The organism is Stenotrophomonas sp. YJH_SMC_12-1 (assembly GCF_059370935.1).
Map to the genome: position 1 here is coordinate 335,826 of NZ_JCAFUD010000004.1, position 26,481 is coordinate 362,306.

Sequence of the window (26,481 nt, forward strand, 5' to 3'; positions counted from 1 at the left end):
GTTCCCGGCTACTGCCCACGCAGGCGCACCGCAAAGTACCGCGCCGGGGAAAGGCCAAGCGCTTTCTTGAACATCGTGATGAAGGCCGTCACCGACTCATAGCCCAGCGTCTCGGAAACGCGTTGTACCGGTGCACCGGCGGCGAGTTCACGAATGGCGATGAGCAGGTGCAGCTGCTGCCGCCAGCGCCCGAAGGACAATCCCGTTTCCCGTTCGATGAGGCGGGTCAACGTGCGCTCGCCCAGGGCCAGGCGCACGGCCCACTGGCCGATGGTGCTGCGGTCTGACGGATCCGCCGACAGCGCCGCCGCCAGCGCACGCACCTTCGGGTGATGGCTGACCGGCAGCGACAGATGCTCGGCCGGCATCTGTACCAGCTCGTCCAGCAACACCCGCGCCAGCCGGTCGGTGTGGCTGCCATGCGGATAGTCCAGCGGCGCGTCGGCCAGGTGCAGGATCATCTCGCGCAGCATCGGCGAGATGGCCAGCGTCACGCACTGCGCCGGCAGGTCGACGATGCCGGGCTCGACGAACAGGTAGCACAGGCGCGCGTTGGCGGTGGCGCGGTTGCTGTGCGGCATGCCGCCCGGAATCCAGACGCCACACTGGGGCGGCACGATCCACAGCGCATTGGCCACTTCGCAGGTCACCGCCCCATGCAGCGCAAGAATGAGCTGACCCTTTCGATGCTCATGCACCGGAATTTCCGCGTCGTGCTCGGCCACCTGCAGGCGGCTGGCAACCGCCGGGCGATCGGTCTCGTCCGGGTCCAGGTCAAAGCCGGGGAGCGAAATGCGAGCCATTCTCACATTGACCGGTTTTAGTGATTGATTGTCATTGTAGCGAAATTCGCCATGCCGGCCGATCACTAGGATGAGCCGCATGCACTCCTCCAGCCCGCTCCGCCCCCACCTGCTCCAGGCATTTGCGCGGTTTAAAAGCCCTGCCGTCAGGACCGACCAGGAGGCGGTGCTGTTCTCGCTCAAATGCCTGCTCGCCGCGTCGCTGGGGCTCTATGTCTCTCTAAGGGTCGGCCTGAACCGCCCGTTCTGGGTGATCGGCACGGTCTATCTGGTATCACAGCCTCTTTCCGGGGCAACGCTCAGCCGCGGCCTGTTCCGCCTGCTCGGTACCGTGGGCGGGGCCGTCGCCACCGTCGCGCTGGTGCCACGCTTCGCCAATGCGCCCTTGGTGCTGAGCGCCGCGCTCGCCACCTGGATGGCGCTGTGCCTGTACCTGGCGATGCTCGACCGCACGCCACGTGCGTACGCGTTCCTGCTGGCCGGCTATACCACCAGCCTGATCGGGTTTCCTGCGGTCATGGTGCCGGGAGAAGTGTTCACCATTGCCGTCACGCGGGTGCAGGAAATCGCCATCGGCATCCTGGCCGCAACGCTGGTACATGGACTGGTGCTGCCGCGCCGGGTTTCGATGCGCGTGCACGCACGGGTTGCTGCCGTGCTGGAAGATGCGGAACGATGGACACGCGACATGCGCGCCAGTGCATCGGACACGGTGCTGGCGACGGACCGCTCGAAAGTGGCCGCCGACCTGCTCGAGCTGCATGTGCTGTCGATCCACCTGCCCTTCGACAGCGCCCACGGCGTCGCCCAGGTGCAGATCCTGCGTGCCCTGCATGACCGGATGCTGGACGTACTGATGCTGTCCAGCGCGGTGGAAGATTCCATCGCTCCGCTGCGTTCACCGCAGGCCGGCACAATGGATGCAAGCGGCTGGCGCGATCTGCTGCAGGCCAGCCTCGCCGCTCAACAGGCCGAGCTCGACCTCGCCCACGCCGACTGCCGCGTGCTGCAGGCACAACTGCACACTGCCCGCCCCGACTGGCGCCTGCATGTGCCTGACCGTCTTGCGCGGAATGTGCAGGGCGCAGTGATTCACCGGGATCACAGGAACGCCGCGCGCAGCGCGCTGGGCGCGTTCGTCGGCATCCTGCTGAGCTGCGTGCTGTGGATCATCACGGGCTGGTCGGACGGCGCCACGGCGGTGTCCATCATCGGCACGGCGTGCGTGCTGTTCGGCACGATCGAAGCGCCGGCACCGCATGTCATGCGCTACCTGGTGGGATCGTGCATCGGCGTTGCCGTCGGCCTGCTCTACGGTCTGCTGATCTTCCCCGCGCTGTCCGATTTCGTCGGCCTGATGGCCGCGCTGGCGCCTGCGCTGCTGCTATGCGGATCGTTCCTGGCCCGGCCGCCCTTCATCATGGCTGCGCTGGGCGTGGTGCTGACGTTTCCGCTCATCGCCGGCCTGGGCGCGACCAATTCGACCAACATCGTCGGCGCACTCAACAACAGCGTTGCGTTGTTCGTCGGTACGGCAATGGCACTGTGCAGCATGCAGTTGTTCCAGACCGCCGATGCGGGCCGCAACCGCACGCGGTTGGAGGGTTCCATCCGTCGGGATATCGCACGACACGCCGCCGGACAAGGTGATGTGACCCGCGCGTGGCTTAGCCGAATGCTGGATCGAATCGGGCTGCTCGCTCCCAGGTTGCAGGGCCGTTCCAGCGCCGCGCACGACCTGCGGGCGTTGTTTGCGGACGTTCGTGCGGCACGTGCATCCAGCCAACTCCGCGCGCTGGAAAAGCGGCTGCACAACCCGCAGGTTCGGGCGCTTCATGCTGCGCTGGTCGAACGCATCGCTGCACATTTCGGGGTTCGCGCCCACACGGCACGCAGTGTCGACATCCATCTTCTGGAACTGCTGGACCGCATGCGCGAGGCAGCTGCGGCCAGCACCGGGGCTGATCGTGAGCATCTGTCGCACCTGCTCAGCGGGTTGCGCCGCGACCTGCTGGCATCCCCGCTTAACCATCGGCACTGACCACATGCTCTCTGATCTTTCCATTGATGGCGTGCTCATTCCCGGCCTGCTCGCCGTGGCCGCCGCCGCGCTGGCGCTGTCGATGCTGACCTCACGCCTGCTCGCCAGCCTCGGCCTGTACCGGTTGTTCGCCGCGCGGCCCTTGGTGGGCCTGTCCCTGTTCGTGACCCTGGTGGAGCTGATGATCCGGCTCTCGCCCCTGCTCGAGAAATGAAATGAAACACCTGCTTGCCGTCATCGGGCGCTGGAGCGCTACGCTGGTTGTATTCGCGATTGCTGTCGTCGCCGCACTGTCCATCTGGAAGCGTTACGAAATGCGCCCGTGGACGCGGGATGGGCGGGTGCGCGCCGATGTGGTGCGCGTTGCATCGGACATGGGGGGGCTGGTCACCCAGGTGCTGGTGCACGACAACCAGCGGGTCAGCGCCGGACAGCTGCTGCTGGTGCTGGATCAACCGCGCTTCACTGCCGCGCTTGAGAAGGCCGATGCAGCGGTCAGCAGCGCTCGCGCCACGCTGGCGCTGGCCCGCCGCGAATCGACACGGGACAACGCACTTGGCAACCTGGTCGCCTCGGAAACACGCGAACGCAATGCCGCCAAGGTCGATACCGAACTGGCCGCCCTGGCCCAGGCACGAGCCGAACAGCGCGTCGCCCAGCTCAACGTGCAACGCACCGAGGTGCGCGCAACCACCGACGGCATCGTCACCAACCTGGACCTGCACGCGGGCGACTACCTGCAACCCGGTGCGCAGGCACTGGCGCTGATCGACACCCACAGCCTGCGTATCGAAGGCTACTTCGAGGAAACCAAACTGACCTGCATCACCGAGGGCGATGCCGCCGTGGCCCGGCTGATGGGCGACACCCGCGATGTCCGCGGACACGTTGACAGCATCGCCGCCGGCATTGCCGACGATCAGCGCTCAAGCACGCACAACCTGCTGCCCGCCGTGGCGCCGACCTATACCTGGGTGAGGCTGGCACAGCGCATCCCGGTACGCATCCGTATCGATGATGCGCCGCCGGATACGCGCCTGATCGTAGGTCGCACCGCAAATGTGACCATCACGCCCTCGGCAGCGGGAGCCTGCAAGTGAGCGTGCGGACAGTACGTTGTGGGTTGTTTGCCCTGCTGCTGCCGATGACGGCCTGCGTGTCCGGCCCCGACTATCACCTGCCGGCGAGCGCTGTCGCAGCCTCCCCACGAGCGGCGCGGGCGTTCGTCTCGGGCCAGGACGCATCGTTCAGCCACGACGCGCCACCGGATCGGTGGTGGCGACTGTATGGCGACCCTCAGCTTGACGCCTACGTACGCGATGCTCTGGCGGCCAATACCGACCTGCGCGCCGCCAATGCCAACCTCCGGCGCGCCAGCGCGACCGTGCTGGAGTACCGCGCGCGCGGTGCCGTGCAAGGGGACGTGGATGCATCGGGCACGCTCGTCCATGCCGGTGGCTACACCCAGGCGTCGGCCGCGCCGCAGTCGTACGCGCTGGGCCTCCACCTCTCCTATCCGCTGGATCTCGCAGGTGGCATCCGCCGCGGCATCGAAGCCGCCAACGCGGACACGGAGGCGATTGCTGCGGCACGCGACCAGGTCCGCGTGGTCGTCGCTGCGGCCGTCACCCGTGCCTATCTCCAGGTGTGCACAAGCAATCACACGCTCACTGCAACCCGGCAAGTGCTGGCAATACAGCGCGCCACGCTGGAGGCAACCCGACGGCTGGCTGCCGGCGGGCGCGGAACGGACTTCGATGTCAGCCGTGCCGGTGCCGCCGTCAATCGCAGCGCGGCGGCGATACCGCACCTGCTGGCGGAACGGCAGGCCTCACTGTTCGAACTGGCCGCACTGATGGGCAAAGTCCCGGCAGACTATCCCAGGGAAGCAGAAGGGTGCCCACAGCCCCCTGAGCTGCAGCAAGCATTGCCGATCGGTGACGGCTGGCAGCTGCTCCAGCGGCGCCCTGACGTACGCGCAGCCGAACGCAGCCTGGCCGCCGCGACTGCAATGATCGGTCTCGAGACGGCGGCTCTCTATCCGCAGATCACCCTTGGCGCCTCTTCGGGCGTGGCCGGCACACCGGCGCATCTGCTGTCTGCCGACGGCTTCGGTGCGAGCATCGGCCCCATACTGTCATGGCACTGGCCCAACCGCCGCGTAGCCAAGGCCCGCATCGCGGCGGCCGGTGCCAATGCGGAGACCGCTCTCGCTTCCTTTGACGGCATCGTGCTGCAGGCACTGCGCCAGACCGAGACCGCGCTTTCTGCCTGCACGCAGGAGCTTGAACGCGAGCGCAGCCTGGCGCACGCGCGTCGGGACGCAGCCCGGGCCACCGAACAGGCACAGCAGCTCTACCGCTTCGGCAGGATCGATTTTCTCGACGTGCTTTCGGCCCAGGCCGAGCTGGCAGATGCGGAGTCCGCGTTGGCCGCCTCGCGCGCGGAGCGCATTGACCGGCAGATGGATCTTTTCCTGTCGTTGGGCGGAGGCTGGGCCGCAACGGATTCGGCCCCGGGCGCGGTCCAATGACCCGCTGCCTGGCGACGACTTCAGGCCCCGCCGTCTGTTCAGGAAATTACCGCCTACACCCGCATTCATTCACATGGATTGCCCTATATTCCCGCAACAGCGCCGCATGCTGCGGCCATGACGGAGGCATCCCCATGAAGACCACACGTTTGCTTGCCATCGCATTGAGCGCAGCCACCGCGTTGGCCGCGGCCCCCGCCTTCGCCGATCCGCCGCACCACGCCCGAGGCAACGGCCCGCCGCCGCACGCAGGCGGCCCGCACCACCGCGATGCGCCGCCGCCGGGCTGGCAGAAGAAGGCCTGGCGACGTGGCGAGCGCCTGCCGTGGGCCGAAGTGGACCGCCGCTACTGGGTAGACGATTACGCGCGCTATGACCTGCGCGAGCCGGGCCGCGACCGACGCTGGGTGCGCCAGTCCGATAACGAGTACCTGCTGGTGGAGATCGCCACCGGCTTGATTGTTGACGCGCTGCATCGTTGAATGCGGAGCGCGCCGGGGCCCTGTAGCCGTGGCCCTGGCGCGCTCCCACCACACTGCGGCCGACATGAATGATGCGAACCACCGGATTCCAGAGCGCGTTTCTCATTGTTGGCCTCATCGCAGGCCAGCCGGCCCACGCTAGCCAGCAACCATCAGCGGCGGATGTAAAAGCGATCGAACAGGTGGTCGAAGCGTTCCGCACCTCGCTGATCAACAAGGACAAGCCGACCTACATGGGCCTGTTCTTCTCGGACAAACCAGAAGACATCGGCTGGCAGTTCGTTTCCGAGGATGTGCGCCTGCAGGACATCCGCAAGGCCAAGCCCGATGCAATCAAGGCACGGCAGATTCCCGCCAACAACTTCATCGCGCTGATCGACGGGGTGGTCGCCTCGCCGAAGCCGAAGGAGGAGACATTCTCCAACACGAAGATCGAGACGGATGGCGATGTGGCTTCGGTGTCGTTTGACTACAGCTTCCACGACGATGGGGTGAAGACCAACTGGGGCAAGGAGATGTGGCAGTTGATCCGCACCGAACAAGGCTGGAAGATCTTCTCGGTGATCTACTCGGTCCGCGATTCACGCAGCCCGGCCGATTGAACGTCGCTTGACGGGGCCGAACCCAGGCCGCGATCCATTCAGCAAGGGCATTGGCATTCGGCCAGCGATCGGGCAGAGTTCGGCCACGCGCAAGGACGCATGCCATGACCCGCCTGCTGATCATCGAAGACAACCCCGAGCTGGTTGCCAACCTGTATGCCTTCTTTGAACCGCTGGGTTACGTACTGGACGACGCCCGCGACGGCGCCAGCGGACTGCGCCGGGCCACGCAGCACGACTACGACGCCATCCTGCTGGACCTGATGCTGCCGCGGCTGGACGGCATGACGCTGTGCCAGAAGCTGCGCCAGGAGTTCCAGAACCCGGTGCCGATCCTGATGCTGACCGCGCGCGATCCAGTCGAAGACCGCGTGCAGGGCCTGGCCTTGGGCGCGGATGACTACCTGGTCAAACCGTTTTCGCTGGTGGAACTGGATGCGCGGATCAAGGCCCTGGTGCGCCGGGCACAGGGTCGCCAGGTCCAGAGCGTGCTGGCGTGGAAGGACCTGCAGGTGGACACGCGCTCGCCACAGGCCTGGCGCCAAGGCCGCTGCATCGCGCTGACGCCCACGTCGCACAAGCTGCTGATGTGCCTGGTGCGTGCGGCGCCCGCCGTGGTGCGCAAGCAGGAGATGGAATACCTGGTCTGGGGCGACGAGCCACCGGACAGCGGCGCGTTGCGAACCCACATCCATGAGCTGCGCCTGCAGGTGGACCGCAGCTTCGACACCGCGCTGATCACCACGGTGCACAGCGTCGGCTGGCGCATGCAGGCGTGACCCGTGCCTCCCTCTACCGCCGCCTGAGCCTGCGCACCCGCATCACGATCTCGTTCGTGCTGTTGATGGCCGGTGCCATGGGCTTCATCGTACTGGCCGAACAGGTGGACTACGACCAGGTCCGGGCCGCTGTCGTCGCGCGGACCCAGGACAATGAAGTACGCCGCCTGCAGGACGAACTCGCCCGTGGTCGGCGTCCCGACCTGCCCTCCGGCAGCGCACTGTTCGATGCCCAGGACGTGCCTGTCGTGCTGCGCCAATATGGCCCGGGATATCACGGCGAAGCAGCACCCAACGAGTGGCACTTGCGCGTGTTCGACAGTGCCGGCCAACGTTACTACCTGCTGCAGGACGCAGCCCCCTATGGCTATCTGGAATACCTGATCAATGCCTTTGCGGCACTGGTCATTTCGATCTGCGTGCTTGGCGCCTTCCTGATCGGTCGCAAGGTCGCGACCCACGTCATCGCGCCCATCACACGATTGGCCGATGCGGTGCAGGACGGCCACAAGCCCTTTCCCTACCAGGACGCACGCGATGAGATCGGCGTGCTCGCGCGCGCCTTTGCCCGCCATAGTGACGAGCTCGAACGGTTCCTGCATCGCGAACAGTGCTTCAGCGGCGATGCCAGCCACGAGCTGCGCACGCCCTTGGCCATCATCGGTGGTGCTGCCGAGACGCTGGCCTGCCAGCTTCCGGCCGACAGCCACCTGGTTCCCAGTGCCGAGCGCATCCTGCGCACCACCCAGGAGATGCAGCGCCAGCTGACCTGCCTGCTGCTCTCTCGCGCCCCCAGCACCGTGCCACGCAACGAGGTGGCCCTGCGTGCGCTGGTTGAATGCTGCATGGATCGCTGCCAGCCGTGGCTTTCCGGCAAGCCGGTGATCGTTGCGTTTGATGCCCGGCATGACACCGTGCTGCACACCAACGCGGATCTTGCGCACAGCGTGATCTGGAACCTTCTGCGCAACGCCTGCCAGTACACCGAAAGCGGCGAAGTCCGGATCTCCCTCCACGACGCCGCACTCATCGTCGCCGACACGGGGCCCGGCCTGCCCTCCAGTATCGATCCACAGCTGTTCCAGCGCTTCGTGCCCGGCAGCGTGCACAGCGGCGAGGGGCTGGGGTTGTCGATCGTGCAGCGCATCGTCGAGCACCTGGGTTGGAGGATGACGGTGCATTCATCGCAGCAGGGATGCCGGTTCAGCCTGGAGTGGCCCCTCTGACGATTTCCTGACGCACGCGTGCACATGCTGGGGATTGCTCACTTCACGGCGGAAACCGCATGCAGCACCCCAAGGACAGCGGCAAGTACCCGCATGGGAAGACCGGCCTGAGCCGCATCTTCCACACCCTCATCCATTCGCGTGATGGCTTCGTCGCCACTTTCCGCGGCGAGGCTGCCTTTCGCCAGCTGCTGCTTCTGCACGCGCTGTTGATCATTGCAGCGTTCGTACTGGACATCAGCGCGGTCGAGCGCGCGATAGTGCTTGCGGTCTGCTTCATCAGCCTGCTGGTGGAACTGCTCAACTCGGCGATCGAAGCGGTGGTTGATCGCATCTCCCTGGAACAGCATCCACTGTCAAAGAACGCCAAGGATATGGGCAGCGCCGCGCAGACCACCGCACTGTTGATGGTGGGCGCGGTGTGGGGCGTCATCCTGCTGGGCTAGTCCGCCCAACCTGACAACTTCCTGATAAAGCGGTTTCGATACTGCGCGCACTCCCGCTCCACGGAACCTGCTCGTGCGTCAATGCCGCCGTTTTCCACGGCCCCATCCGATCGTTCTGGTCTGGGCCGTCGCACTGTTCTTCACCACGATTGGAAACATCGCCCTCTGGAAGACGCTGTGGGGGCTGGTCGACCTCAACAGCGTGCGCAGCGTGCTGTTCCTGGCCAGCCTGCCGGTGGTGCTGTTCTGCCTGTTCAACCTGTTGCTGACGCCACTGCTGGCACTGCCGTTCCTGCGCAGGCCGCTGCTGGTGCTGCTCGTTGTCGTCAGCGCCGCCTGCAGCTACTTCATGCTGCACTACAACGTGCTGATCGATCGCAGCATGGTGCAGAACGTGTTCGAGACCAACCAGGCCGAACTGAACGCCTATCTGTCGCTGCCACTACTGTTGACCCTGCTGGCGCTGGGCGTGCTGCCTGCTGCCGGGCTCGCCCTGGTGCGCACCACCAGCGGGGCCGGTTCCATACGTTCGCTGCTGGTGTGGCCGGCCAGCGCTCTGGCGTCATTGCTGGTACTGCTGGCAATCGGCTTCGCGTTCTACAAGGACTACTCCTCGCTGCTGCGCAACAACCGCTATCTCCGTGACCAGGTGCTGCCGTTGAATGTCGTGCGCCATACCCACGATTATCTGAAAGGCCTCTACAGCGCCCGCCAGCAACCCTTGCGCCCGATCGGCATGGACGCACGGCGCGTACCGGGCCCGCGTCCGAAGCTTGTGGTCATGGTCGTCGGCGAGACCGCGCGATCACAGAACTTCCAGCTCAACGGCTACCCACGCGCGACCAATCCCCGGCTCTCGCGCAAGGAAGGCGTCATCAGCTTCAGTGATGTTTCCTCATGCGGAACCGCAACGGCGATCTCGGTGCCGTGCATGTTCTCGCAGATGACCCGCCGCCAGTATGACGATGTACGCGCAGCGACCGAGGAGAACGTGCTCGACATCCTGCAGCGCACGGGCATCAGCGTGCTCTGGCGCAACAACAACAACGGTGGCTGCAAAGGCGTGTGCGAACGCGTGCCGACCGAGGACATGCCCGCGCTGAAGGTGGCCGGCCAATGTGTCAATGCCGACGGCACCTGCTATGACGAGGTGCTGCTGCATCAGCTCGGTACACGCATTGACGCCATGAACGGTGACGCCCTGGTCGTGCTGCACCAGCTTGGCAGCCACGGCCCGACCTACTTCGAACGCTACCCGGCACAGTCGCGGGCATTCAGTCCGACCTGCGACAGCAATCAGATCCAGCAGTGCAGCAACGAGGCGCTGGTCAACACCTATGACAACACCCTGGTCCACACCGACCGCATGCTTGGCAGGACCATCGACCTGCTGCAGGGCTATTCGGACCAGCGTGATGTCGCGCTGATCTATGTGTCCGACCATGGCGAGTCGCTCGGCGAACGTGGCATGTACCTTCACGGCACGCCTTACTTCATCGCGCCGCGCGAGCAGACCCAGGTGCCGATGGTGATGTGGTTCTCACCGGAGTTCAGCCGCAACGCGGGCGTGGACCTGGCCTGCCTGCGCGGGAATGCCCTGCACCGGGCGCACAGCCACGACAATGTCTTCCACTCACTGCTGGGCCTGTTCGGGGTCAACAGCACGGTGTACCAGCGCGATCTGGATGTCTTCGCCGGCTGCCGCGCGTCGGCTTCGCCGGCTGTGGCCACCTCGCCAGCCAAAGAACGGCGCCGGTTGATGCCGGTCGCTGCCCGCAACGTGGCGCGTTACTGCGCCGCCAGGGCGAAATCCAGGCCCGCGCACACCGCCGCCACCTGGGCGTCGTTGCATTCCTGCGGGTTGGTGCGCGGGCTGTCCGGGTAGACCTCGGTGGTGGTGGCAAAGCGTGCATCGGTGAAGCCGGCGCAGGCACCAATCGAACGCGATTCGCCCCATACCACGCCCGGCGACTGCAACGGCAGGCCGACCAGGTTGCCCTCGGCGTCGGCCGGGGCGATATGGGTGACCGGGGCGACGGCGGCGATCAGGGCCTTCTGGAACTCGGCCTGCGGATCCTCGCTGTTGCCGATCACGTAGAAGCCGTCCGGAATCGTGTCGCGCTCGAACGGCTTGCCGTCGCGGGCGCAGCGGGCCGGATCGAACTCGTGCAGGTCGCTGTCGGTGGTCTCGTGCAGGTCCAGGTGCACCAGCAGGTTCGGCTTGCGCTCGGCCACCCAGCGCATCAGCGCGGCGGCTTCCTCGATCTGGCCGCCGTCACGGAAGCTGCGGTTCGGGTCGACGGCATCCGGGTTCCAGCGCTGGATGCGCTCGTAGCCCCATGGGCTGACGCACGGCGCCACGATCAGGTTCAGCCGGCCCAGGTAGCGCTCGGCCTGCTGTTCCAGGAACTGCAGGGCGCCATGCACGCCACTGGTCTCATAGCCGTGCACGCCGCCGGTGATCAGCGCGGTCGGCAGCGCCGGGTTCCAGTCGTGGTTGACCACGGCGAACAGCGGGTAATGGTCCGGCGCATAGTCCAGCTGGCCGTACTGGATCACATCGAAGCTGTCGTCCAGGCGCTCGAGCGCTGCCACAACGTCATCGTGGTAGCTGCGCTGGCGCTGCTGGCGGGCCCGCCACTGTGCGCGTTCCGCGTCGCCCCAGGGCTGTCCGGGGGTGCCGATCGGGTAGAACTGCGCAACAGTCATTGGGTACTCCAGGGGTCGAACGGGATGGGTGCAGCCGGTCATTCTAAGCCTTGTCGCGCCCGCGGGTCCCCTCCCCCGGCCCCGCCTTCATCCAGCCAAGGTCATCTGGTTGTAAAATCAATGGTTTTTGGCCCCTCACCCCTTGATGGCGAAAGCAGCGCAGCCGGTCCTGGGTGGACCGGAATTCCTCCGCCTGCTCGCCCGTCTCAGCGACGGCGCGATGCCGGCCAGCAGTCCCGCCCTGACCGATCGCCTCGGCCAGTGGGTGGACTGGAGCCGTGCCGTGGCCCTGTCCGGGGCGCTCGGCGGACGCCTGCCCGAGCCCGGTGAAGCCGCCGAGGCGGTCGAGGATGTGCTGGCCGACTGCGCGCAGGCGCACGCCAGCCTGCTGGCCTCGATCAGTGAGGACGCCGAGGCCGAGCGCCTGCTGGATCTGGCCGAAGCTGCCGCTGCACCCAACTTCGCCTCGCTGCGCCAGCGCTATCGGGTACTGCAGCAGGCCATCCAGACCGCCACCGGGCGCCTGCGCGGCCGCCTGCGCGACCAGCTGGTGCAGGTTTCGCCCGAGCTGGCGCGGCTGGCCGAGGTCGATGCGGTGATGGAACAGACCCTCACCCCGCGCGAGCACAGCCTGCTGGCCACTGCGCCGGCCGTGCTCGGTGCCCGTTTTGAACGCGTGCACGGCCAGCCCGGCTGGCGCGCGGCCTTCCGCCATGACATGCGCACCCTGCTGCTCGCCGAGCTGCAGCTGCGCTTCCACCCGATCGAAGGGCTGCAAGACGCCCTGCGCTCCCACTGACCGGAACACCATGTCCAGAACTGCTTTCCATGTCGTTGTTTTCCTTGTCGGCCTGCTGGCCGTGTGCTGGATCGGCATTGGCTATGTTTCGGTGCATCCGCTGGGTGCAGCGGTGGCGGCGATCATCGCGGCCTGCTACATCGCCGGTGGCGTGGAGCTGTACCGCTACCGCCAGGCCAGCAACGGCCTGCGCAGTGCACTGAACGACCTGTCCAGCGCGAAGGAGAGCCTCACTGCCTGGCTGGAGCGCGTACCGGCAGGCCTGCGCAATGCCGTGCGCCTGCGCGTGGAGGGCGAGCGCACTGCCCTGCCCGCTCCGGTGCTGACCCCTTACCTGGTCGGCCTGCTGGTGCTGCTGGGCATGCTCGGCACCCTGCTGGGCATGATGGACACGCTGCGTGGCACCGGACTGGCCCTGCAGAGCGCGACCGACATGGCCGCGATCCGCGGCTCGCTGGCCTCGCCGGTGCAGGGTCTGGCGGTGGCATTCGGCACCTCGATCGCCGGTGTGGCCAGCTCGGCCATGCTCGGTCTGCTGGCCGCGCTGCTGCGTCGTGACCGCCTGCAGGCCGTGCAGCAGCTGGACCGCGCCATTTCCGGCGACCTGCATCCGTACTCGCAGGCCTGGCAGCGCGCCGAGTCGCTGCGCCTGCTGCAGGCACAGTCCGCGGCGCTGCCGGCGCTGGTCGACCGCCTGCAGGCGATGACCAGCACCTTTGAACAGCACAGTGCGGCCGCCAATGAGCGCTTGCTGGCCGGCCAGGCCGAGTTCCTGACCCAGAGCCAGGCCCTGCAGGAACGCCTGGCGGTCTCGCTGCAGCAGTCGCTGCGCGAAGGTGCCGAAGCCAGCGCCGCCGCCATCGGTGGCGCGCTGCAACCGATGGCCGAGACCACCCTGGCTGGCCTGGCCCATCACGGCGAAGCACTGCATGCCCGCGTCGAGCAGGCCGTGCAGCAGCAGCTGGCCGGCCTGAGCGACGGTTTCGAACGCAGTCGCGTCGCGACCGAGGCCAGCTGGGCCAAGGTGGTGAGTGAACAGACCCAGGCACAGCAGGCACTGGTGAGCGACCTGCGCCAGCACCTGCAGGCCTTCAGCGATGGCCAGGCCACGCATGCCGAAGCGCTGGTCACACGTATCGGCGAGCGCCTGCAGGCCGATGCACAGGACAATGCGGAGGCCTTGCGTGCTGGCGCCGAACAGCAGCAGGCCCTGAACAGCGCACTGGTCGAGCGCCAGCAGCAGGCGCTGCTCGCAGCTGGTCAGCAGCTGAACGAGCACGCGCAGGCGCTGCTGCAGGCACTGGAGCAGCAGCACAGCGCCAGCCAGTCGTTGCTGCAGGATCACGAACTGCAGCGTTTGCAGGATTGGCAGGCCGCGCAGGCCGCCGCTGCCACCGCGCACGCCGAACTGCAGGCCAGCCTGGACAGCCGCGAGCAGCAACGCGAGGCGCGCTGGGACGCGGTCAGCGCCGAGTTGCAGCAGGCCCACGCCGCCCTGCAGGCGCAGCTGCAGGCCGGCGACGAACAGCGCCTGCAGCGCTGGAGCGATGCTCTGCAGCACGTTTCCACCGGGCTGGCCGAGCGCCTGCAGGCCAATGGCGAACGCCTGGCCGCGCAGCAGCAGCAGGTCTGCGACACGCTGGCGGCCACCGCGCAGCAGATCGGCGAGAACGGTCGCGCACAGGCCAGCGCCACGCTGGCCGAAGTGTCCACCCTGCTGCAGACCGCCGCCGCCGCGCCCAAGGCCGCAGCCGACGTCATCAACGAGCTGCGCAGCACGCTGTCCGAGAGCCTGGTGCGTGACAACGCGATGCTGGAGGAGCGCGGACGCCTGCTGGCCACCGTGCAGACCCTGCTGGATGCGATCAACCATGCCTCGCACGAACAGCGCACCGCTGTGGACGCACTGGTCGGTGGCTCGGCCGAGCTGCTGGAACGCGTCGGCAAACGCTTCACCGACCATATCGCCGCCGAGACCGGCAAGCTGGATGGCATTGCCGCAGCGCTCCACGGCAGCGCGGGCGACGTCGGACAGCTGGCCAGCAGCTTCGGCGAAGCGGTCGCGCAGTTCGGCAGCGCCTCCACCGAGCTGTCCGGCCGCCTGGAACAGATCGGCGGCGCACTGGATGCCTCGCTGGCCCGCAGCGATGAGCAGCTGGCCTACTACGTGGCGCAGGCGCGCGAGGTGGTCGACCTCAGCCTGCTGTCGCAGAAGCAGGTGATGGAAGAACTGCAGCAGCTGGCCACGCGCCGCGGCAAGGCCGGTAGCGCATGAGCGACGAGTTGGAGGTCGACGGCGGTTCGCACGCCCCGATCTGGGCCGCCTTCGGCGACCTGATGTCGGTGCTGCTGGGCGCGTTCGTGCTGATACTGGTCGGTGTGGTCGCGGTGCAGCTGGAGCTGTCGCAGCGGCTGGACCAGGAAGTGAAGCAGCGCCAGGCCGAAGCCAAGCGCCTGCAGACACTGGAGCAGGCACTGGCTGGCCCGCTGGCCGCCGGTCGCGTGACCCTGGTCGACGGCCGCATCGGCATCAGCGGCAGCGTGCTGTTCGCGCTGAACTCCGACCAGCTGCAGCCGGAAGGCCAGGAGCTGCTGCGCAGCCTGGCCGCACCGCTGGCCGCCTATCTGGGCAGCCGCGAAGAGATCCTGATGGTCAGCGGCTTCACCGATGACGCACCGGTGCGCGAAGGCAATCGGCGTTTCGCCGACAACTGGGAGCTGTCCGCGCAGCGCTCGCTGACCGTGACGCGTACGCTCATCGCCGATGGCGTACCGGCCGACGCCGTGTTCGCCGCCGCATTCGGCAGCGAGCAGCCGGTCAGTTCCAATGCAAGCGAAGACGGCCGCGCACGTAACCGTCGCGTGGAAATCGCGCCGATTCCCAAGCCCAAGGCGCCGGATGCCAAGTAAGCCGCCAGCGCTCGAAGGCCTGCGCGCACTGGTGCGCGACCTCGATGCGGGGTCGCGCTCGCTGCCGCATTACCCGCAGGTGCCGATGCTGCAGCAGGTGCAGCGCGAGTGGTCGGAGCTGCGCAGCGAACTGCAGGTGCGCCGCTCACTGCGCACCGAGGCCCCGGCCGACGGCGGCCCGCTGAACTCGGCGGTGCTGGTGCAGCGCATGCTGGACACGATGCAGGCCACCAGCCCCGGCTACCTGCGGCACTTCATCGACTATGTGGATACGTTGTCGTGGCTGCAGGCGCTGCAGGACGGTGCCGCCAGCGGTGCAGATACCGCGAAGCCGAAGCGGACACGCAAGCCGCGCTGAACACGAATTGGTAGTGCCGGCCGCTGGCCGGCAGCTATGCATCTCCGCGCAGGTCATGGGGTTGCCGGCCAGCGGCCGGCACTACCATCGAGGGTGCTCTGTGCGCCGGAACGCAATCTGCGCTGCGCTTCGCCTTTGCTGTGGTAGTGCCGGCCGCTGGCCGGCATCACAACCAGACCGACCACGGCCGAGGCGCGCACAAGCGGCGCTGAACAGCGAATGGCCGCGCTGAACATCGACTGGTAGTGCCGGCTGCCGGCCGGTAGCCATGCATCTCTGCGCGGGTCATGGGGTTGCCGGCCAGCGGCCGGCACTACCATCGAGGGTGCTCTCTGCGCCGGAACGCAATCTGCGCTGCGCTTCGCCTTTGCTTTGGTAGTGCCGGCCGCTGGCCGGCATCACAACCAGACCGACCACGCATACGGATACTCACCAATCTGCCCAGCAATACCGGCGCGTACCGGATTCCCCAGGATGTACAGCGCCTGTCGCGCCAGCGACTCCTCGGCCCTCACTGCGTGATCGAAGTAACCAGGCTGCCAGACCGTACATCGACGCCCCACCAAGCGATTCAGCGCAAGCGCGCTCGACGACTTCATCCGGCGCGCGATGTCGGGAAGGTGAGCTGCGCGCAGCGCGAACATCCAGTGGACGTGATCCGGCATGACGACCCATGCGTGTGACTGTACGAGCCCGCGCTGTTCGATGTAGTGGAACTGGTCGATTACACATGCTGCTGCAGCTTCGCTTTCAAAGAGCCGGCTGCGCTGGTGAGTCGTGGTTGTCAGAACGTAGGACTGGCCGATGATCGAGTGACGGCCCAGGCGGAGGCGATGGCTGCTCATGCGCCATGGTGGGTCGATCATTGCGCGTTGGCTGTCGGGCCATGCCTCGATGGAGGTTGGGAGATGTCTGAAGTTGAATGAGGTTGCCGGCCAGCGGCCGGCACTACCGGGACTATGGATTGCCGGCCAGCGGCCGGCACTACCGGGGCTATGGATTGCCGGCCAGCGGCCGGCACTACCGGTGCTGTGGGTTGCCGGCCAGCGGCCGGCACTACCGGGGCTATGGGTTGCCGGCCAGCGGCCGGCACTACCGGTGCTGTGGGTTGCCGGCCAGCGGCCGGCACTACCGGTGCTGTGGGTTGCCGGCCAGCGGCCGGCACTACCATTGCCCGCAGGCGGCGGTCGGGGCTCAGCCGCGCAGGGTGGCGCCGCCGTCCACGTACAGGTCGCTCATCGCCACATGCCCGGCCTGTTCGGAGAGCAGGAACATCACCGAGTGCGCGATGTCCTCGGGGGTGGCCAGCTTGCGCAGCGGGATGCCGGCCTTGTACGTCTCCAGGCTGCCGGCGATCACCCGCTCGGCACCGTGCGCGTCCTGCCACATGCCGGTCTGCATCGGGGTCAACGTGGACCCCGGGGCGACGATGTTGCAGCGGATGCCCAGCGGCGCCAGTTCCAATCCGAGGCAGCGGGTGAACATCGTGGCGGCGGCCTTGGACGCGGCATAGGCGGCCATGCCGTGCCGCGGCACGCTGGCGGCATTCGAACTGACGGTGACGATCGCGCCCCGCCGGCGCGGCGACATCACCCGCGCCAAGGCGCGCCCAACGTGGAATACGCCATCGGCGTTGACCGCGAACACCCGGCGCCAGTCGGCGTCGCCGGTCTCGGCGACGCTGCCCACCTGCAGCACGCCGGCCACGCTGGCCGCCAGCGTGATCGGCCCGATGCTGGATTCGACCTGATCCACCAGGGCGTCCACCGCTGCGCTGTCGGTCACGTCGAGTGCGAACGACCTGACCCGCGTATCGGCCACGTGTGGCGCCTCACGATCGGTCGCCACCACCGTGCAGCCGGCCTCGGCCAACAGCCGTACCAGTGCCTCGCCGATGCCGCCGGCGGCACCGGTCACCAACGCCACGCGGCCTTCAAAGCCGGACAACTGCATGTTGCGATCTCCTGTTGCTCGTCCCATTGGCGCAGTCGCGCCGACAACCACGGCGCCAGCTGCGCCACCGCATCGCGGCCGGTCAGCTCGGCGTGCAGGAACGGCAGTTCCAGGGCCTGCACCTTGCGCGCGTGGGTCCGCCACAACGCCGACTGCAGCTGTGGTCGCGCCTGGTGATCCCGGCCCGCGCGGACGTGCACCAGCGTGCCGTCGAACGGTTGGTGGATGTGTTCGCGGATCAATCGATTGGTGCCGGTCACCGCGCGCACCACGCCGTCGAGCACCACATCCGGCAGGCTGCCGAGTGCACTGCCACCACGCCGCAGGAACGCCAGAATGCGTTCACGGCTGTCCAGTTCCGGATGCGCATCCGGGTCATGACCGGCAATCGCCAGCAGTGCCCGCAATGCAGCGATGGCATCGGGTTCCGGCTCGGCCCGCCAGCACTCGCTGGGATAAGCGTCCAGCAGCACCAGCTCGCCGACTTCGCGGCCGATCTCATGCAGGCGCACCGCCATCGCTTGGGCGAGGATGCCACCCACCGACCAGCCCAGCAGATGCACCGGCCCCTTCGGCTGCAATGCGACCACGCGCTGAACGTAGTCGTTAGCCATCGCCTCGATGCTGCTCGGCAGCGGCAGCCGCGCGTCCAGTGCCGGCGACTGCAGGCCATACACCGGGCGTGCCGGCTGCAGTGCCCGGGCCAGGGTGCGGTAGTTCCAGGCGATGCCCCCGGCCGGGTGCAGCACGAACAGCGGCGTGGGCCCGGCAACGTCGGTCGCGGCCAGCGCGATCACTGGCCCCAGTGCGTGATCGGCCAGCGCGGGCGGCTCGGCAATGCGAACGGCCAGCGCGGCCACGGTAGGCTGCGCGAACAAGGCACCCAGACCCAGATCACAGCGCCAGCGCTGCTCGATCGCCAGCAGCAGATGCACCGCCGACAGCGAGTCACCGCCGAGACTGAAGAAGTCCGCATCCACCGCCACCGGCGCCTCACGCCCAAGCGCCTGTGCGAACAGCAACGCCAGCTCCTGTTCCAACGGCGTGCGCGGCGCCAAGCCGGCAACTTCAAGTTGCGGTGGCTTCGGCAACGCGTTGCGATCGAGCTTGCCGTTGGCGGTTACCGGCCAGTGGTTCATTCCGACAAACGCCGAGGGCACCATGTAGTCCGGCACACGCGTGGCCAGGTGGCTGCGCAGCGTCACGGCGTCGGCATGCGCCGCTGGAACATAGGCCACCAGACGCGCGTCGCCGGGCGCATCCTGGCGCAGCAGCACTTCCACGCGCTCCATGCCAGGCAGTTCGCGCAGTGTCGCCTCGATCTCGCCCAGCTCGATGCGCAGGCCGCGCAGTTTCACCTGGTGGTCGCTGCGGCCCAGGTACTCGACCGCGCCATCGCGCCGCCAGCGTGCCACGTCGCCGGCGCGGTAGATACGCTCGCCCGGCAGGAAAGGATCGGCAAGGAAGCGTTCGGCGGTCAGATCGTCGCGACCGAGATAGCCACGTGCCAGCTGCACGCCCCCCAGGTACAGGTCACCGGCCACGCCTATCGGCACCGGCTGCATCCGCGCGTCCAGCACGTACAGGCGGGTGTTCCAGACCGGGAATCCGATCGGCACCGGCCGCGAGCGATCCTGCGCCGACGCCGGCCAGTAGCTGACATCCACCGCCGCCTCGGTCGGGCCGTACAGGTTGTGCAGCTCTGCGTGCACGTGCGTGTGGAAACGGTCGCGCAATGAGGCGTCCAGCGCCTCACCGCTGGTGAACACCCGGCGCAGCTGCAGCCCTGCCGAAGCCGGCGCAGCGAGGAAGGCATCGAGCATCGACGGCACGAAATGCGCCGTGGTGACGCCATGCCCACGGATCAAGCGCGCCAGTTCGGTAGGATCACGATGCGCGTCCGGCCCGGCGACCACCAGCGTGGCTCCACACAGCAGCGGCAGGAAGAACTCCCAGACCGAGACATCGAAGGTGGCCGGGGTCTTCTGCAGCACGCGGTCATCGGCGCGGATGCCGTAGTGCTCGCGCATCCACAGCAGGCGGTTGACGATGGCACGGTGTTCGATGACCACGCCCTTCGGCTCTCCGGTCGAACCGGAGGTGTAGATCACATAGGCCGCATCGCTGGGCGCCGGATCGGCCCATGGCGCGGCGAAGCTCAGCGCGGTCCACTGTTCCGGCGCGAGCATCGGTACGCCAGCCATGCGCGCCGAATCCTCGGCCGCAGCCAGTACGCACACAGGCTGTGCCGAGGCGAGAATACGCGCCAGTCGCTCATCGGGATGGGCAAGGTCCAGCGGAAGATAGGCCGCGCCTGCGCGCAGCACCGCGACCAGCGCGATCACCAGCTCCAGCGAGCGCGGCAATGCCACCGCCACCACGCTGCCCGGGCCGACATCCATCGCCCGCAGCTGCGCCGCCAGCGCGAAACTGCGCGCTTCCAGCGTTGCGTAATCCAAAGCAGCGTCGCCGAACACCAGCGCAGGCGCGTGTGGGTCCCGATCCATGCCCTGCTGCAGCAGCTCGACCAGGGTCGTCTCCGGCAGTGCGTGCGCGGTGGCGTTGAATTCCTGCAGCACCTGCTGCGCCTCCTCGGGCGTCGCAAGGGGCACGGCTGCGATATCGTCAGCCTGCAGCGCCGCCGATACGAAATGCAGCAGCCGCGCTGCGTGCGCCTCGACATCCTCGCGACTGTACAGCGCGGGATTGGCCTCGATTTCCAGATCCAGCAGCGACTGGCCATCGCCACGGAAGCCCAGCGTCAGGTCATCCACCGGCCCGGTGCACAGCACCTCCAGCGTCGCCTGCACGCCGGCCAGCGTCAGCGGCTTGTAGAACGGCTGCACATTCACCAGCGGACCGTGCAGGCGCTGCTGCGCGCCGACCAGGCCCAGGTCCCGGCGCAGCTGCTCACCGCGGTAACGGCCGTGCTTGCGACCCTGGCTGAGCTGCCGGCCCAGGCCGCGGGTGAAGGCCTCCACGCTGCCCTCGCCGGCCGCCACGCGCAGCGGCAACACATTCATCACCATCGCCGGCACCCGCGCCGACGCGTTGCCGAGCCGCCCCATGTAGGGCACGCCCAGCACCACTTCATCGGCCGCGCTCATCCGCCGCAGGTACTCGGCCGACAACGCGGCCAGCACATCCGGCCAGGGCTGCAGCCAACGCACCGATGCCTGCAGCAGCTGCTCACGGAAGGCCGCATCGAGCGGCTGCACCCAGCGCAGCGCGTCGTCACTGGCCGCGAGCGTGCCGGCCAGGCCCACGCCTGCCGGTGCGCCCTGCATGTGCTCACGCCACCACTGCCCGGCCAGCGCGCGGCGCGGATCGGCACGATAAGCGGCATCATCGGCCAGCACGCCCGCCAGCCCCGGCAGTGGCTCACCCATGCGGCCGGCGTACAACGCGCACACGCGATCAGTGAACAGCGCCATGCCGTAGCCATCGGCGGCCAGATGATGCACCCGCAGGTACCAGACCCAGCGCTGCCCGCCCAGCTCAAGCAGCACCTGCTGGCTGATCCGGTCGCGGGTGGGGTCGACCGGGCTCATCCGGTCGGCGTGCATCAGGCTGCGTGCCGCAGCAGCAGCGTCCGCCTCGGCGGAAACATCACGTACCGAAAGCAGCGGCACGTGCGCCGGGTCATGCCACTGCAGCGGCTGGCCATCGGCCCCTTCGGCAAAGCGCAGTGCAAAGGCCTCGGCCTCGCCCGCAGCCTGGTCTGCCGCTGCGACGAACGCGGCCACGTCCAGCGGGCCGTCGATCCACACCGCGTGCGCGGTATTGAATGACGGGTTGTCCGGTGCCAACCGCTGTGCGAACCACAGTCCAGCCTGGGCCTCGGTCAATGCCACCGGCGTGGCCAGCGCGACGGCGTTCATGCGTTCTGCGCGGCCTGCAGCGTCTGCACCACGTTCCACCACTGGCGCAGCGTGGTGTGCTCGGCCAACTGCGAGAACTCAATCGGCAGGCCGGTGTTGCCCCAGGCCAGGACCAGGCCGAGCATGCGCATCGAGTCCAGGTCCAGGTCGATCAGGTTGTCGTCGTCACCGATCTCGGCCGGCGTACATTCCAGAACGCGCGCCACGTCGGCACGCATCCGCTCCAGATCCAGCATCTCAGCGGTGGCAGCCATCACAGCACCTCCAGCAACTGGTCGGTGGTCATCGGCACGCCACAGGTGCGTGCGATCCAATGCAGCGCCTGATCGTGATCGGCGCGCGAGAAGTCCGCCACGGCATCGGCGGCAATGAAGGCCTCGATATCACGCTGGAACGCCTCGACCACGGTCGCGGTGCAGCCGATATGGGCGTACACGCCGGTCACCAGCAACTGGTCGCGGCCACGCACCCGCATCAGCGTCTCCAGGTTGCTGCGCTGGAACGCGCTGTAACGGTGCTTGACTAGCACGTGCTCGCCCGGCTGCGGTGCCAGCGCGTCGATGATCGGTTCATGGTCGGCGCTGCGGCGCATGCCCGGTCCCCACAGGTCGGCCTGCAGGCCACGGTCACGGCGATCCTGGTCGCCATGCTGGGCGGTGTAGAACACCGGAATACCGCGCGCGCGGCAATGCGCCAGAAGGCGTGCGATGTTGTCCACGGCCGGCCGCAGCGGTGCATTGCCGGCGTCGAATGCGGCCAGGAAGTAGCGCTGCATGTCGTGCACCAGCAAGGCGACACGATCGCGCTGCGGGCGCCACGGGCCGCGTGCCTGCGGCAGTTCGGCGGCGGTCGGCAAGGGGTAATCGGTGATACGGGGCAGCGCCATCAGCGCGTTCCTCCTGTCTGTTGCAGATGACGCGCACGCAACTGCGCGCGCAGTTCGCGGCGGCTGATCTTGCCGACCGCGGTGGTATCGAAACTGTCGACGAACACGACCTGGTCGGGCACCTTGAACGCCGCCAGGCCGCGCCCGCGCATCCAGGACTTCAGCGCCGGCGCCTTGAACGGTTCGCCCTGCGGAATCACGAAGGCACAGCTGCGCTCGCCCAGATACTCGTCGGGAATGGAGACCACGGCCGCATCGAACACACCGGGGTGGGCCAGCAGGTGATCTTCGATCTCTTCGGCGGAGATCTTCTCGCCGGCACGGTTGATGTGGTCACCGGCGCGGCCCTGCACCACCAGGTAGCCTCCGGGCAGCTGCTGCACACGGTCACCGGTACGATAGAAGCCGTCATCGGTGAACGAGCGCGCATTGGCCACCGCGTCGTTGTGGTAGCCGCGGATGGTGTACGGCCCACGGGTGAGCAGATGCCCTACCTCGCCTTCGGCCACCGGCTGGTCGTGATCATCGACCACGCGCACTTCATCATCCGGACTGATCGGCCTGCCCTGGCAGGCCACGATCAGTTCCTCCGGGTCATCCAGCCGTGTGTAGTTGACCAGGCCTTCGGCCATGCCGAACACCTGCTGCAGCGTGCAGCCAAGGCCATCGATCACCCGTCGTGCGGCTTCCGGCACCAGTTTGGCGCCGCCTACCTGCAGTACCTGCAGGCTGGACAGATCATGCTTGCTGGTGGCGGCGGCCTGTGCCCACAGCAACGCCAGCGGCGGCACCAGCCCGCAGCAGGTCACCTGCTCGCGGGCGATCAGCGGGAAGGCCGCATCCGGACCGGGGCCGGGACTGAGCACCACGCGGGCGCCGGCATACAGTGCGCCGAAGAAGCCCGGCGAACTCATCGGGAAATTGTGCGCGGCCGGCAGCGCGACCAGATAGACGCTGTCGCGGTCGATGCCGCAGAGGTCATTGCTGGCGCGGAACGAGTAGATGTAGTCGTCGTGGGTACGCGGAATCAGCTTGGACAGCCCGGTGCTGCCTCCGGATATCTGCAGGAACGCCACCGACTGCGGGTCCGGATCGGACGGCAGCTGGCTGCGATCGCCCTGCAGTGCCTCCAGCGCGATGAACTCCGCCGCATCGCCGTCGATCACCACATGGCGAACCGCCGGCACTTCGGCCTGCAGCGCCCTTGCCAACGCGCGATGATCGAAGCCATCGTGCAGTGCGGTGGTGATGTAGGCACTGGCTTCCGCCTTGCTGGCGAAGTGGACCAGCTCGGTGATGCGGTGCGCCGGCAACGCATACACCGGCACCAGGCCGGCGCGGAACAGGCCGCAGACCATGGTGATGAACCCGGCGGTATTGCCCAGCTGCACCAGCACCCGTTCGCCAGGCTGCAGGCCAAGCGCCAGCAGGCCCGCACCGATGCGGCCTGCCTCATTCCACAGCTGCGCATAGCTCAGGCGTACGTCGCCGGCGACTACCGCGATGTCATCGGCGTAGCGTTCTGCACGCTCGCGCAGGAAACCCGGGAAGGTCTCGCCACGCCAGTGACCGGCTTCGCGATAGCGCGCCACCAGCGTGTCGGGCCACACCTGCTGCAGTGGCAGGCGGGAAGAGTCAGTGGAGGTACTCATGCGGCAGGCTCGATGGCGGGCGCGGATTCATGGACACCCAGCGCGTTCAACAGGGCAGCGAACTTCGCTGCGGTTTCGGCCACCTCGGCCTCGGGGTGTGACTCGGCGACGATGCCGGCACCGGCATACAGGCGCAGCTGCGTGCCCTGCAGGCGCGCGCAGCGGATCGCCACGTACCAGTCGCCGTCACCCTGCGCGTCCAACCAGCCCACGGCACCGGCGTAGAAGCCGCGCGGCACCGGTTCCAGCTCGCGGATGCGCTGCAGCGCCGCCAACCGTGGCGTACCGCAGACTGCCGGCGTGGGGTGCAGCTGCGCCAGCAGTTCGGCGGCAGACGCCTGCGGATCCTTCAGGGTGGCGTGGATGCGGGTGCCCAGGTGCCACATGCTGGCGGTGGCATGCAGCACCGGGCGCGGCTGCGCATCGATGTGGCTGCAGTACGGTGCCAGGCCCTCGACGATGGCTTCGACCACGTGGCGGTGCTCGTCGTGGTCCTTGGCCGAGGCCAGCAGCGCCTGCGCCGCACGCTCGTCCTCGGCGGCATCGGCGCTGCGCCGCGCGGAACCGGCCAGCGGATGCGACAACAGCTCGGCGCCGCGCTTGCGCAGCAGCAGTTCCGGCGTCGCCCCCACCAGCCAGGCCGGTGCCTGGCCCAGCTCCACCGGCAACGGCACCGCGTAGGTCGCCACCGACGGATCCGCGCCCAGGCGTGCCAGCAGCACGTCCGGAGACAGCGCCTGGCGGGTGCGTGCCAGCAGGCTGCGCGCCAGCACCACCTTCTGCAGGCTCAGTTCGGGCGCGCGCAGTACCTGCACCGCCGCGGCAACCGCTGACGCATAGTCCTGCGGCGCAGGCTCGGCCTTCAGGGCACCGTCCAGCGGCGGTGCGGCCTGCGGCTGCAGTGCCAGCGCCGGCAGCAGGCGCTCGGGCTGGAATAGCGCATCGTCCGCACGCGGTTCGAACGGCACTGCGCCAACCAGCAGGCCCGGGCCGCCACGCTGCCGGGCAAAGAACGCCGAGACGCGTTCTGCCAATGTCGCCAGTGCACCGGCCGGCAGCGTGGCGCGGCAGCCGCGTGCATGCACGTGCTGGCCGGCATGCTGCAGCAGGAACAGCGACGCGTCGTCGGTGCTGTCCAGTGGCGCTGGCGCAGCCTCCGGCCACGCGCCCTGCATCAGGGAATCGTTCATGGGGTCTCCTTCATCCGATGCGCTGCAGCCAGCCCGCACAGCAACAGCAGCAGCGCACCGACCAGCAGGTAAGGCAGGCTTGGCCCGCCGCGATACAACAGCGTGCCGAGCATCGGCCCGGCCACCATGCCCAGCCCCTGCGCGGCAGCGACGGTGCCGGCGGCGGCGCCCTGCTCGTGCGCCCCCACCGCATCGGCGGCCAGCGCCTGGAACGAGGGGAATACGAAGCCCATGCCAAACGCGGCCAGCGCGTACGCCGCCGGCAACTGCCAGCCCTGCTGCACGCCCGCCACCGAAGCAAAGCCAATGCCGGAAATCAGGGCGCCAAGGACGATCCAACGGCGTGGATGTACCTCCAGCTTCATCACCAGCGCCTGCGCCAGGATCAGGCCGACACCAACGGCGGTAAGTGCGATGCCGGCCATGCGTGCACCGGCCGCCGCATCCAGGCCCAGGCGATCAATCGCGAAGAAGCCGACCGTGACCTGCGCGATGGTCACCGAAACCATCGCGATGAACGCTGCCAGCTGCGGCAGGCGCAGGCGCGCGTCGAGACGGCTCATCGGCGCACGGCGCTGTGCGGACGCGCCCACCACCGGTGGTGTAGCCGGCAGCCGCCAGGCCAGCAATGCCAGTGCCAGCAACGGCAGCAGCGCGGCCACGTACAGCGCCAACGACAGGTTCGTATAGGCCAGCCAGCCCGCGGCGGCCGGGCCGAGCACCATGCCCAGCGCGTTGGCGCTACCCAGGCGGGCGAGGAACCTCGCACGTTGGCCGGTCGGTGCCTTGTCGGCGATGAGCGCGGCTGCGGTAGGAGGCACCGCCGCGTAGAACAGGCCGATCAGGCCACGCGCGCCGACCAGCACCAGCACCGACACCAGTACCGGCGGCACCGCCTGCAGGGCGACGTCGATGAACACCGCCAGTGCGATGTAGACGGCCGTATAGGCACTCATCGCCAGGATCAGCACGCGCTTGCGCCCAATGCGGTCGCTGAGCTGGCCCCAGGGGCGCGCGGCCAGCATCCACAACACGCCTGCGGCGGTGACCGACAGGCCGGCATGCCACTCGGACAGGCCGAGCATGCGGACCACCGGGCCGATCACGGCGACGAAGGACATCATCGCCATGGTGCCGATCAGGGCAGCCAACACCAGCGCCGGCAAGCCGGGAACGACGGGACGTGCGTGCATGGAACACCAGCCGTAACAGGAAGGGATGGCCGGGCACG

The 26,481-nt window shown here is 67.9% G+C and carries 24 protein-coding genes; 14 read left to right on the plus strand and 10 right to left on the minus strand.

The annotated features are described in order from the left end of the window. Positions 1-8: 8 nt before the first annotated feature. Entirely contained in the window at positions 9-803 is a 795-nt protein-coding gene (locus AC5P8Y_RS09905) for an AraC family transcriptional regulator (RefSeq protein WP_033835087.1), read from the minus strand. 79 nt (positions 804-882) lie between these two features. Here AC5P8Y_RS09905 and AC5P8Y_RS09910 point away from each other — a divergent pair, with 79 nt between their 5' ends. The 10 genes from AC5P8Y_RS09910 (at position 883) to eptA (ending at position 10,797) form a co-directional block, all read left to right on the plus strand. After that, complete coding sequence (locus AC5P8Y_RS09910; RefSeq protein ID WP_329772600.1) at positions 883-2,844, plus strand: FUSC family protein; 1,962 nt, start codon at positions 883-885, stop codon at positions 2,842-2,844. 4 nt (positions 2,845-2,848) lie between these two features. Next, on the plus strand, positions 2,849-3,058 hold the full coding sequence (locus tag AC5P8Y_RS09915) for a DUF1656 domain-containing protein (RefSeq protein ID WP_049403417.1): 210 nt from the start codon (positions 2,849-2,851) through the stop codon (positions 3,056-3,058). Between the two features lies 1 nt (position 3,059). Then, positions 3,060-3,944, plus strand: coding sequence for an HlyD family secretion protein (locus AC5P8Y_RS09920; protein WP_049403418.1), 885 nt, complete (start codon positions 3,060-3,062; stop codon positions 3,942-3,944). Next, positions 3,941-5,377 (plus strand): efflux transporter outer membrane subunit, encoded by a 1,437-nt coding sequence (locus AC5P8Y_RS09925; RefSeq protein WP_111188386.1) that lies wholly within the window; start codon positions 3,941-3,943, stop codon positions 5,375-5,377. Before AC5P8Y_RS09920 ends, AC5P8Y_RS09925 begins: the two co-directional genes overlap by 4 nt. A 134-nt stretch (positions 5,378-5,511) precedes the next feature. Beyond that, a complete protein-coding gene (locus AC5P8Y_RS09930; protein WP_005409930.1) occupies positions 5,512-5,859 on the plus strand; it encodes an RcnB family protein in 348 nt (115 codons plus the stop codon). 68 nt (positions 5,860-5,927) lie between these two features. Continuing rightward, positions 5,928-6,461 (plus strand): Cif family virulence factor, encoded by a 534-nt coding sequence (locus AC5P8Y_RS09935; RefSeq protein WP_049403420.1) that lies wholly within the window; start codon positions 5,928-5,930, stop codon positions 6,459-6,461. 104 nt (positions 6,462-6,565) lie between these two features. Then, on the plus strand, positions 6,566-7,240 hold the full coding sequence (locus AC5P8Y_RS09940; RefSeq protein ID WP_014647407.1) for a response regulator transcription factor: 675 nt from the start codon (positions 6,566-6,568) through the stop codon (positions 7,238-7,240). Further along, entirely contained in the window at positions 7,237-8,466 is a 1,230-nt protein-coding gene (locus AC5P8Y_RS09945) for a sensor histidine kinase (protein ID WP_495201946.1), read from the plus strand. Before AC5P8Y_RS09940 ends, AC5P8Y_RS09945 begins: the two co-directional genes overlap by 4 nt. A 59-nt stretch (positions 8,467-8,525) precedes the next feature. Continuing rightward, positions 8,526-8,912: a diacylglycerol kinase gene (locus AC5P8Y_RS09950; protein WP_005409934.1), complete on the plus strand. Its 387-nt coding sequence runs from the start codon at positions 8,526-8,528 to the stop codon at positions 8,910-8,912. Positions 8,913-8,985: 73 nt separating this feature from the next. Then, positions 8,986-10,797: a phosphoethanolamine transferase EptA gene (gene eptA, locus AC5P8Y_RS09955; protein WP_111188385.1), complete on the plus strand. Its 1,812-nt coding sequence runs from the start codon at positions 8,986-8,988 to the stop codon at positions 10,795-10,797. On the opposite strand, the gene AC5P8Y_RS09960 is transcribed toward eptA, so the two are convergent. Continuing rightward, the gene (locus AC5P8Y_RS09960) at positions 10,701-11,621 is read right to left on the minus strand and encodes a M14 family metallopeptidase (protein ID WP_033835608.1); all 921 of its coding nucleotides are present in this window, start codon (positions 11,619-11,621) and stop codon (positions 10,701-10,703) included. The genes eptA and AC5P8Y_RS09960 overlap by 97 nt on opposite strands. A gap of 145 nt (positions 11,622-11,766) precedes the next feature. On the opposite strand from AC5P8Y_RS09960, the gene AC5P8Y_RS09965 reads away from it, so the two are divergent. From AC5P8Y_RS09965 to AC5P8Y_RS09980, 4 genes are read left to right on the plus strand one after another with little or no spacing between them, the layout of a single operon-like run. After that, entirely contained in the window at positions 11,767-12,420 is a 654-nt protein-coding gene (locus AC5P8Y_RS09965; protein ID WP_033835609.1) for a DUF3348 family protein, read from the plus strand. A 10-nt stretch (positions 12,421-12,430) separates the two neighbouring features. Then, complete coding sequence (locus tag AC5P8Y_RS09970; RefSeq protein ID WP_111188384.1) at positions 12,431-14,695, plus strand: DUF802 domain-containing protein; 2,265 nt, start codon at positions 12,431-12,433, stop codon at positions 14,693-14,695. Beyond that, positions 14,692-15,330, plus strand: a complete 639-nt coding sequence (locus tag AC5P8Y_RS09975) for an OmpA family protein (RefSeq protein WP_006449800.1) — start codon at positions 14,692-14,694, stop codon at positions 15,328-15,330. Before AC5P8Y_RS09970 ends, AC5P8Y_RS09975 begins: the two co-directional genes overlap by 4 nt. Then, the gene (locus tag AC5P8Y_RS09980; protein ID WP_395760172.1) at positions 15,248-15,688 is read left to right on the plus strand and encodes a DUF2894 domain-containing protein; all 441 of its coding nucleotides are present in this window, start codon (positions 15,248-15,250) and stop codon (positions 15,686-15,688) included. The genes AC5P8Y_RS09975 and AC5P8Y_RS09980 overlap by 83 nt, the downstream gene beginning before the upstream one ends. Positions 15,689-16,086: 398 nt before the next feature. Here the strand turns inward: AC5P8Y_RS09980 and AC5P8Y_RS09985 are convergent, their stop codons facing one another. From AC5P8Y_RS09985 to AC5P8Y_RS10020, 8 genes are all read right to left on the minus strand, one after another. After that, positions 16,087-16,533, minus strand: coding sequence for an REP-associated tyrosine transposase (locus AC5P8Y_RS09985; protein ID WP_111188383.1), 447 nt, complete (start codon positions 16,531-16,533; stop codon positions 16,087-16,089). Between the two features lie 349 nt (positions 16,534-16,882). Further along, positions 16,883-17,641 carry a 2,3-dihydro-2,3-dihydroxybenzoate dehydrogenase gene (locus AC5P8Y_RS09990; RefSeq protein WP_164133551.1) on the minus strand — a complete coding sequence of 253 codons (759 nt, stop codon included), beginning with the start codon at positions 17,639-17,641 and terminating at the stop codon, positions 16,883-16,885. Next, positions 17,602-21,522 carry an enterobactin synthase subunit F gene (locus AC5P8Y_RS09995; protein WP_164133552.1) on the minus strand — a complete coding sequence of 1,307 codons (3,921 nt, stop codon included), beginning with the start codon at positions 21,520-21,522 and terminating at the stop codon, positions 17,602-17,604. Before AC5P8Y_RS09995 ends, AC5P8Y_RS09990 begins: the two co-directional genes overlap by 40 nt. Beyond that, positions 21,519-21,776, minus strand: coding sequence for a phosphopantetheine-binding protein (locus AC5P8Y_RS10000; RefSeq protein WP_005409947.1), 258 nt, complete (start codon positions 21,774-21,776; stop codon positions 21,519-21,521). The genes AC5P8Y_RS09995 and AC5P8Y_RS10000 overlap by 4 nt, the downstream gene beginning before the upstream one ends. After that, complete coding sequence (locus tag AC5P8Y_RS10005) at positions 21,776-22,408, minus strand: isochorismatase family protein (protein ID WP_033835614.1); 633 nt, start codon at positions 22,406-22,408, stop codon at positions 21,776-21,778. Before AC5P8Y_RS10005 ends, AC5P8Y_RS10000 begins: the two co-directional genes overlap by 1 nt. Then, positions 22,408-24,060: a (2,3-dihydroxybenzoyl)adenylate synthase gene (locus AC5P8Y_RS10010; RefSeq protein WP_005409949.1), complete on the minus strand. Its 1,653-nt coding sequence runs from the start codon at positions 24,058-24,060 to the stop codon at positions 22,408-22,410. The genes AC5P8Y_RS10005 and AC5P8Y_RS10010 overlap by 1 nt, the downstream gene beginning before the upstream one ends. After that, on the minus strand, positions 24,057-25,250 hold the full coding sequence (locus tag AC5P8Y_RS10015; protein WP_164133553.1) for an isochorismate synthase: 1,194 nt from the start codon (positions 25,248-25,250) through the stop codon (positions 24,057-24,059). The genes AC5P8Y_RS10010 and AC5P8Y_RS10015 overlap by 4 nt, the downstream gene beginning before the upstream one ends. Beyond that, on the minus strand, positions 25,247-26,443 hold the full coding sequence (locus tag AC5P8Y_RS10020) for an MFS transporter (RefSeq protein ID WP_111188380.1): 1,197 nt from the start codon (positions 26,441-26,443) through the stop codon (positions 25,247-25,249). The genes AC5P8Y_RS10015 and AC5P8Y_RS10020 overlap by 4 nt, the downstream gene beginning before the upstream one ends. Positions 26,444-26,481: the final 38 nt, after the last annotated feature.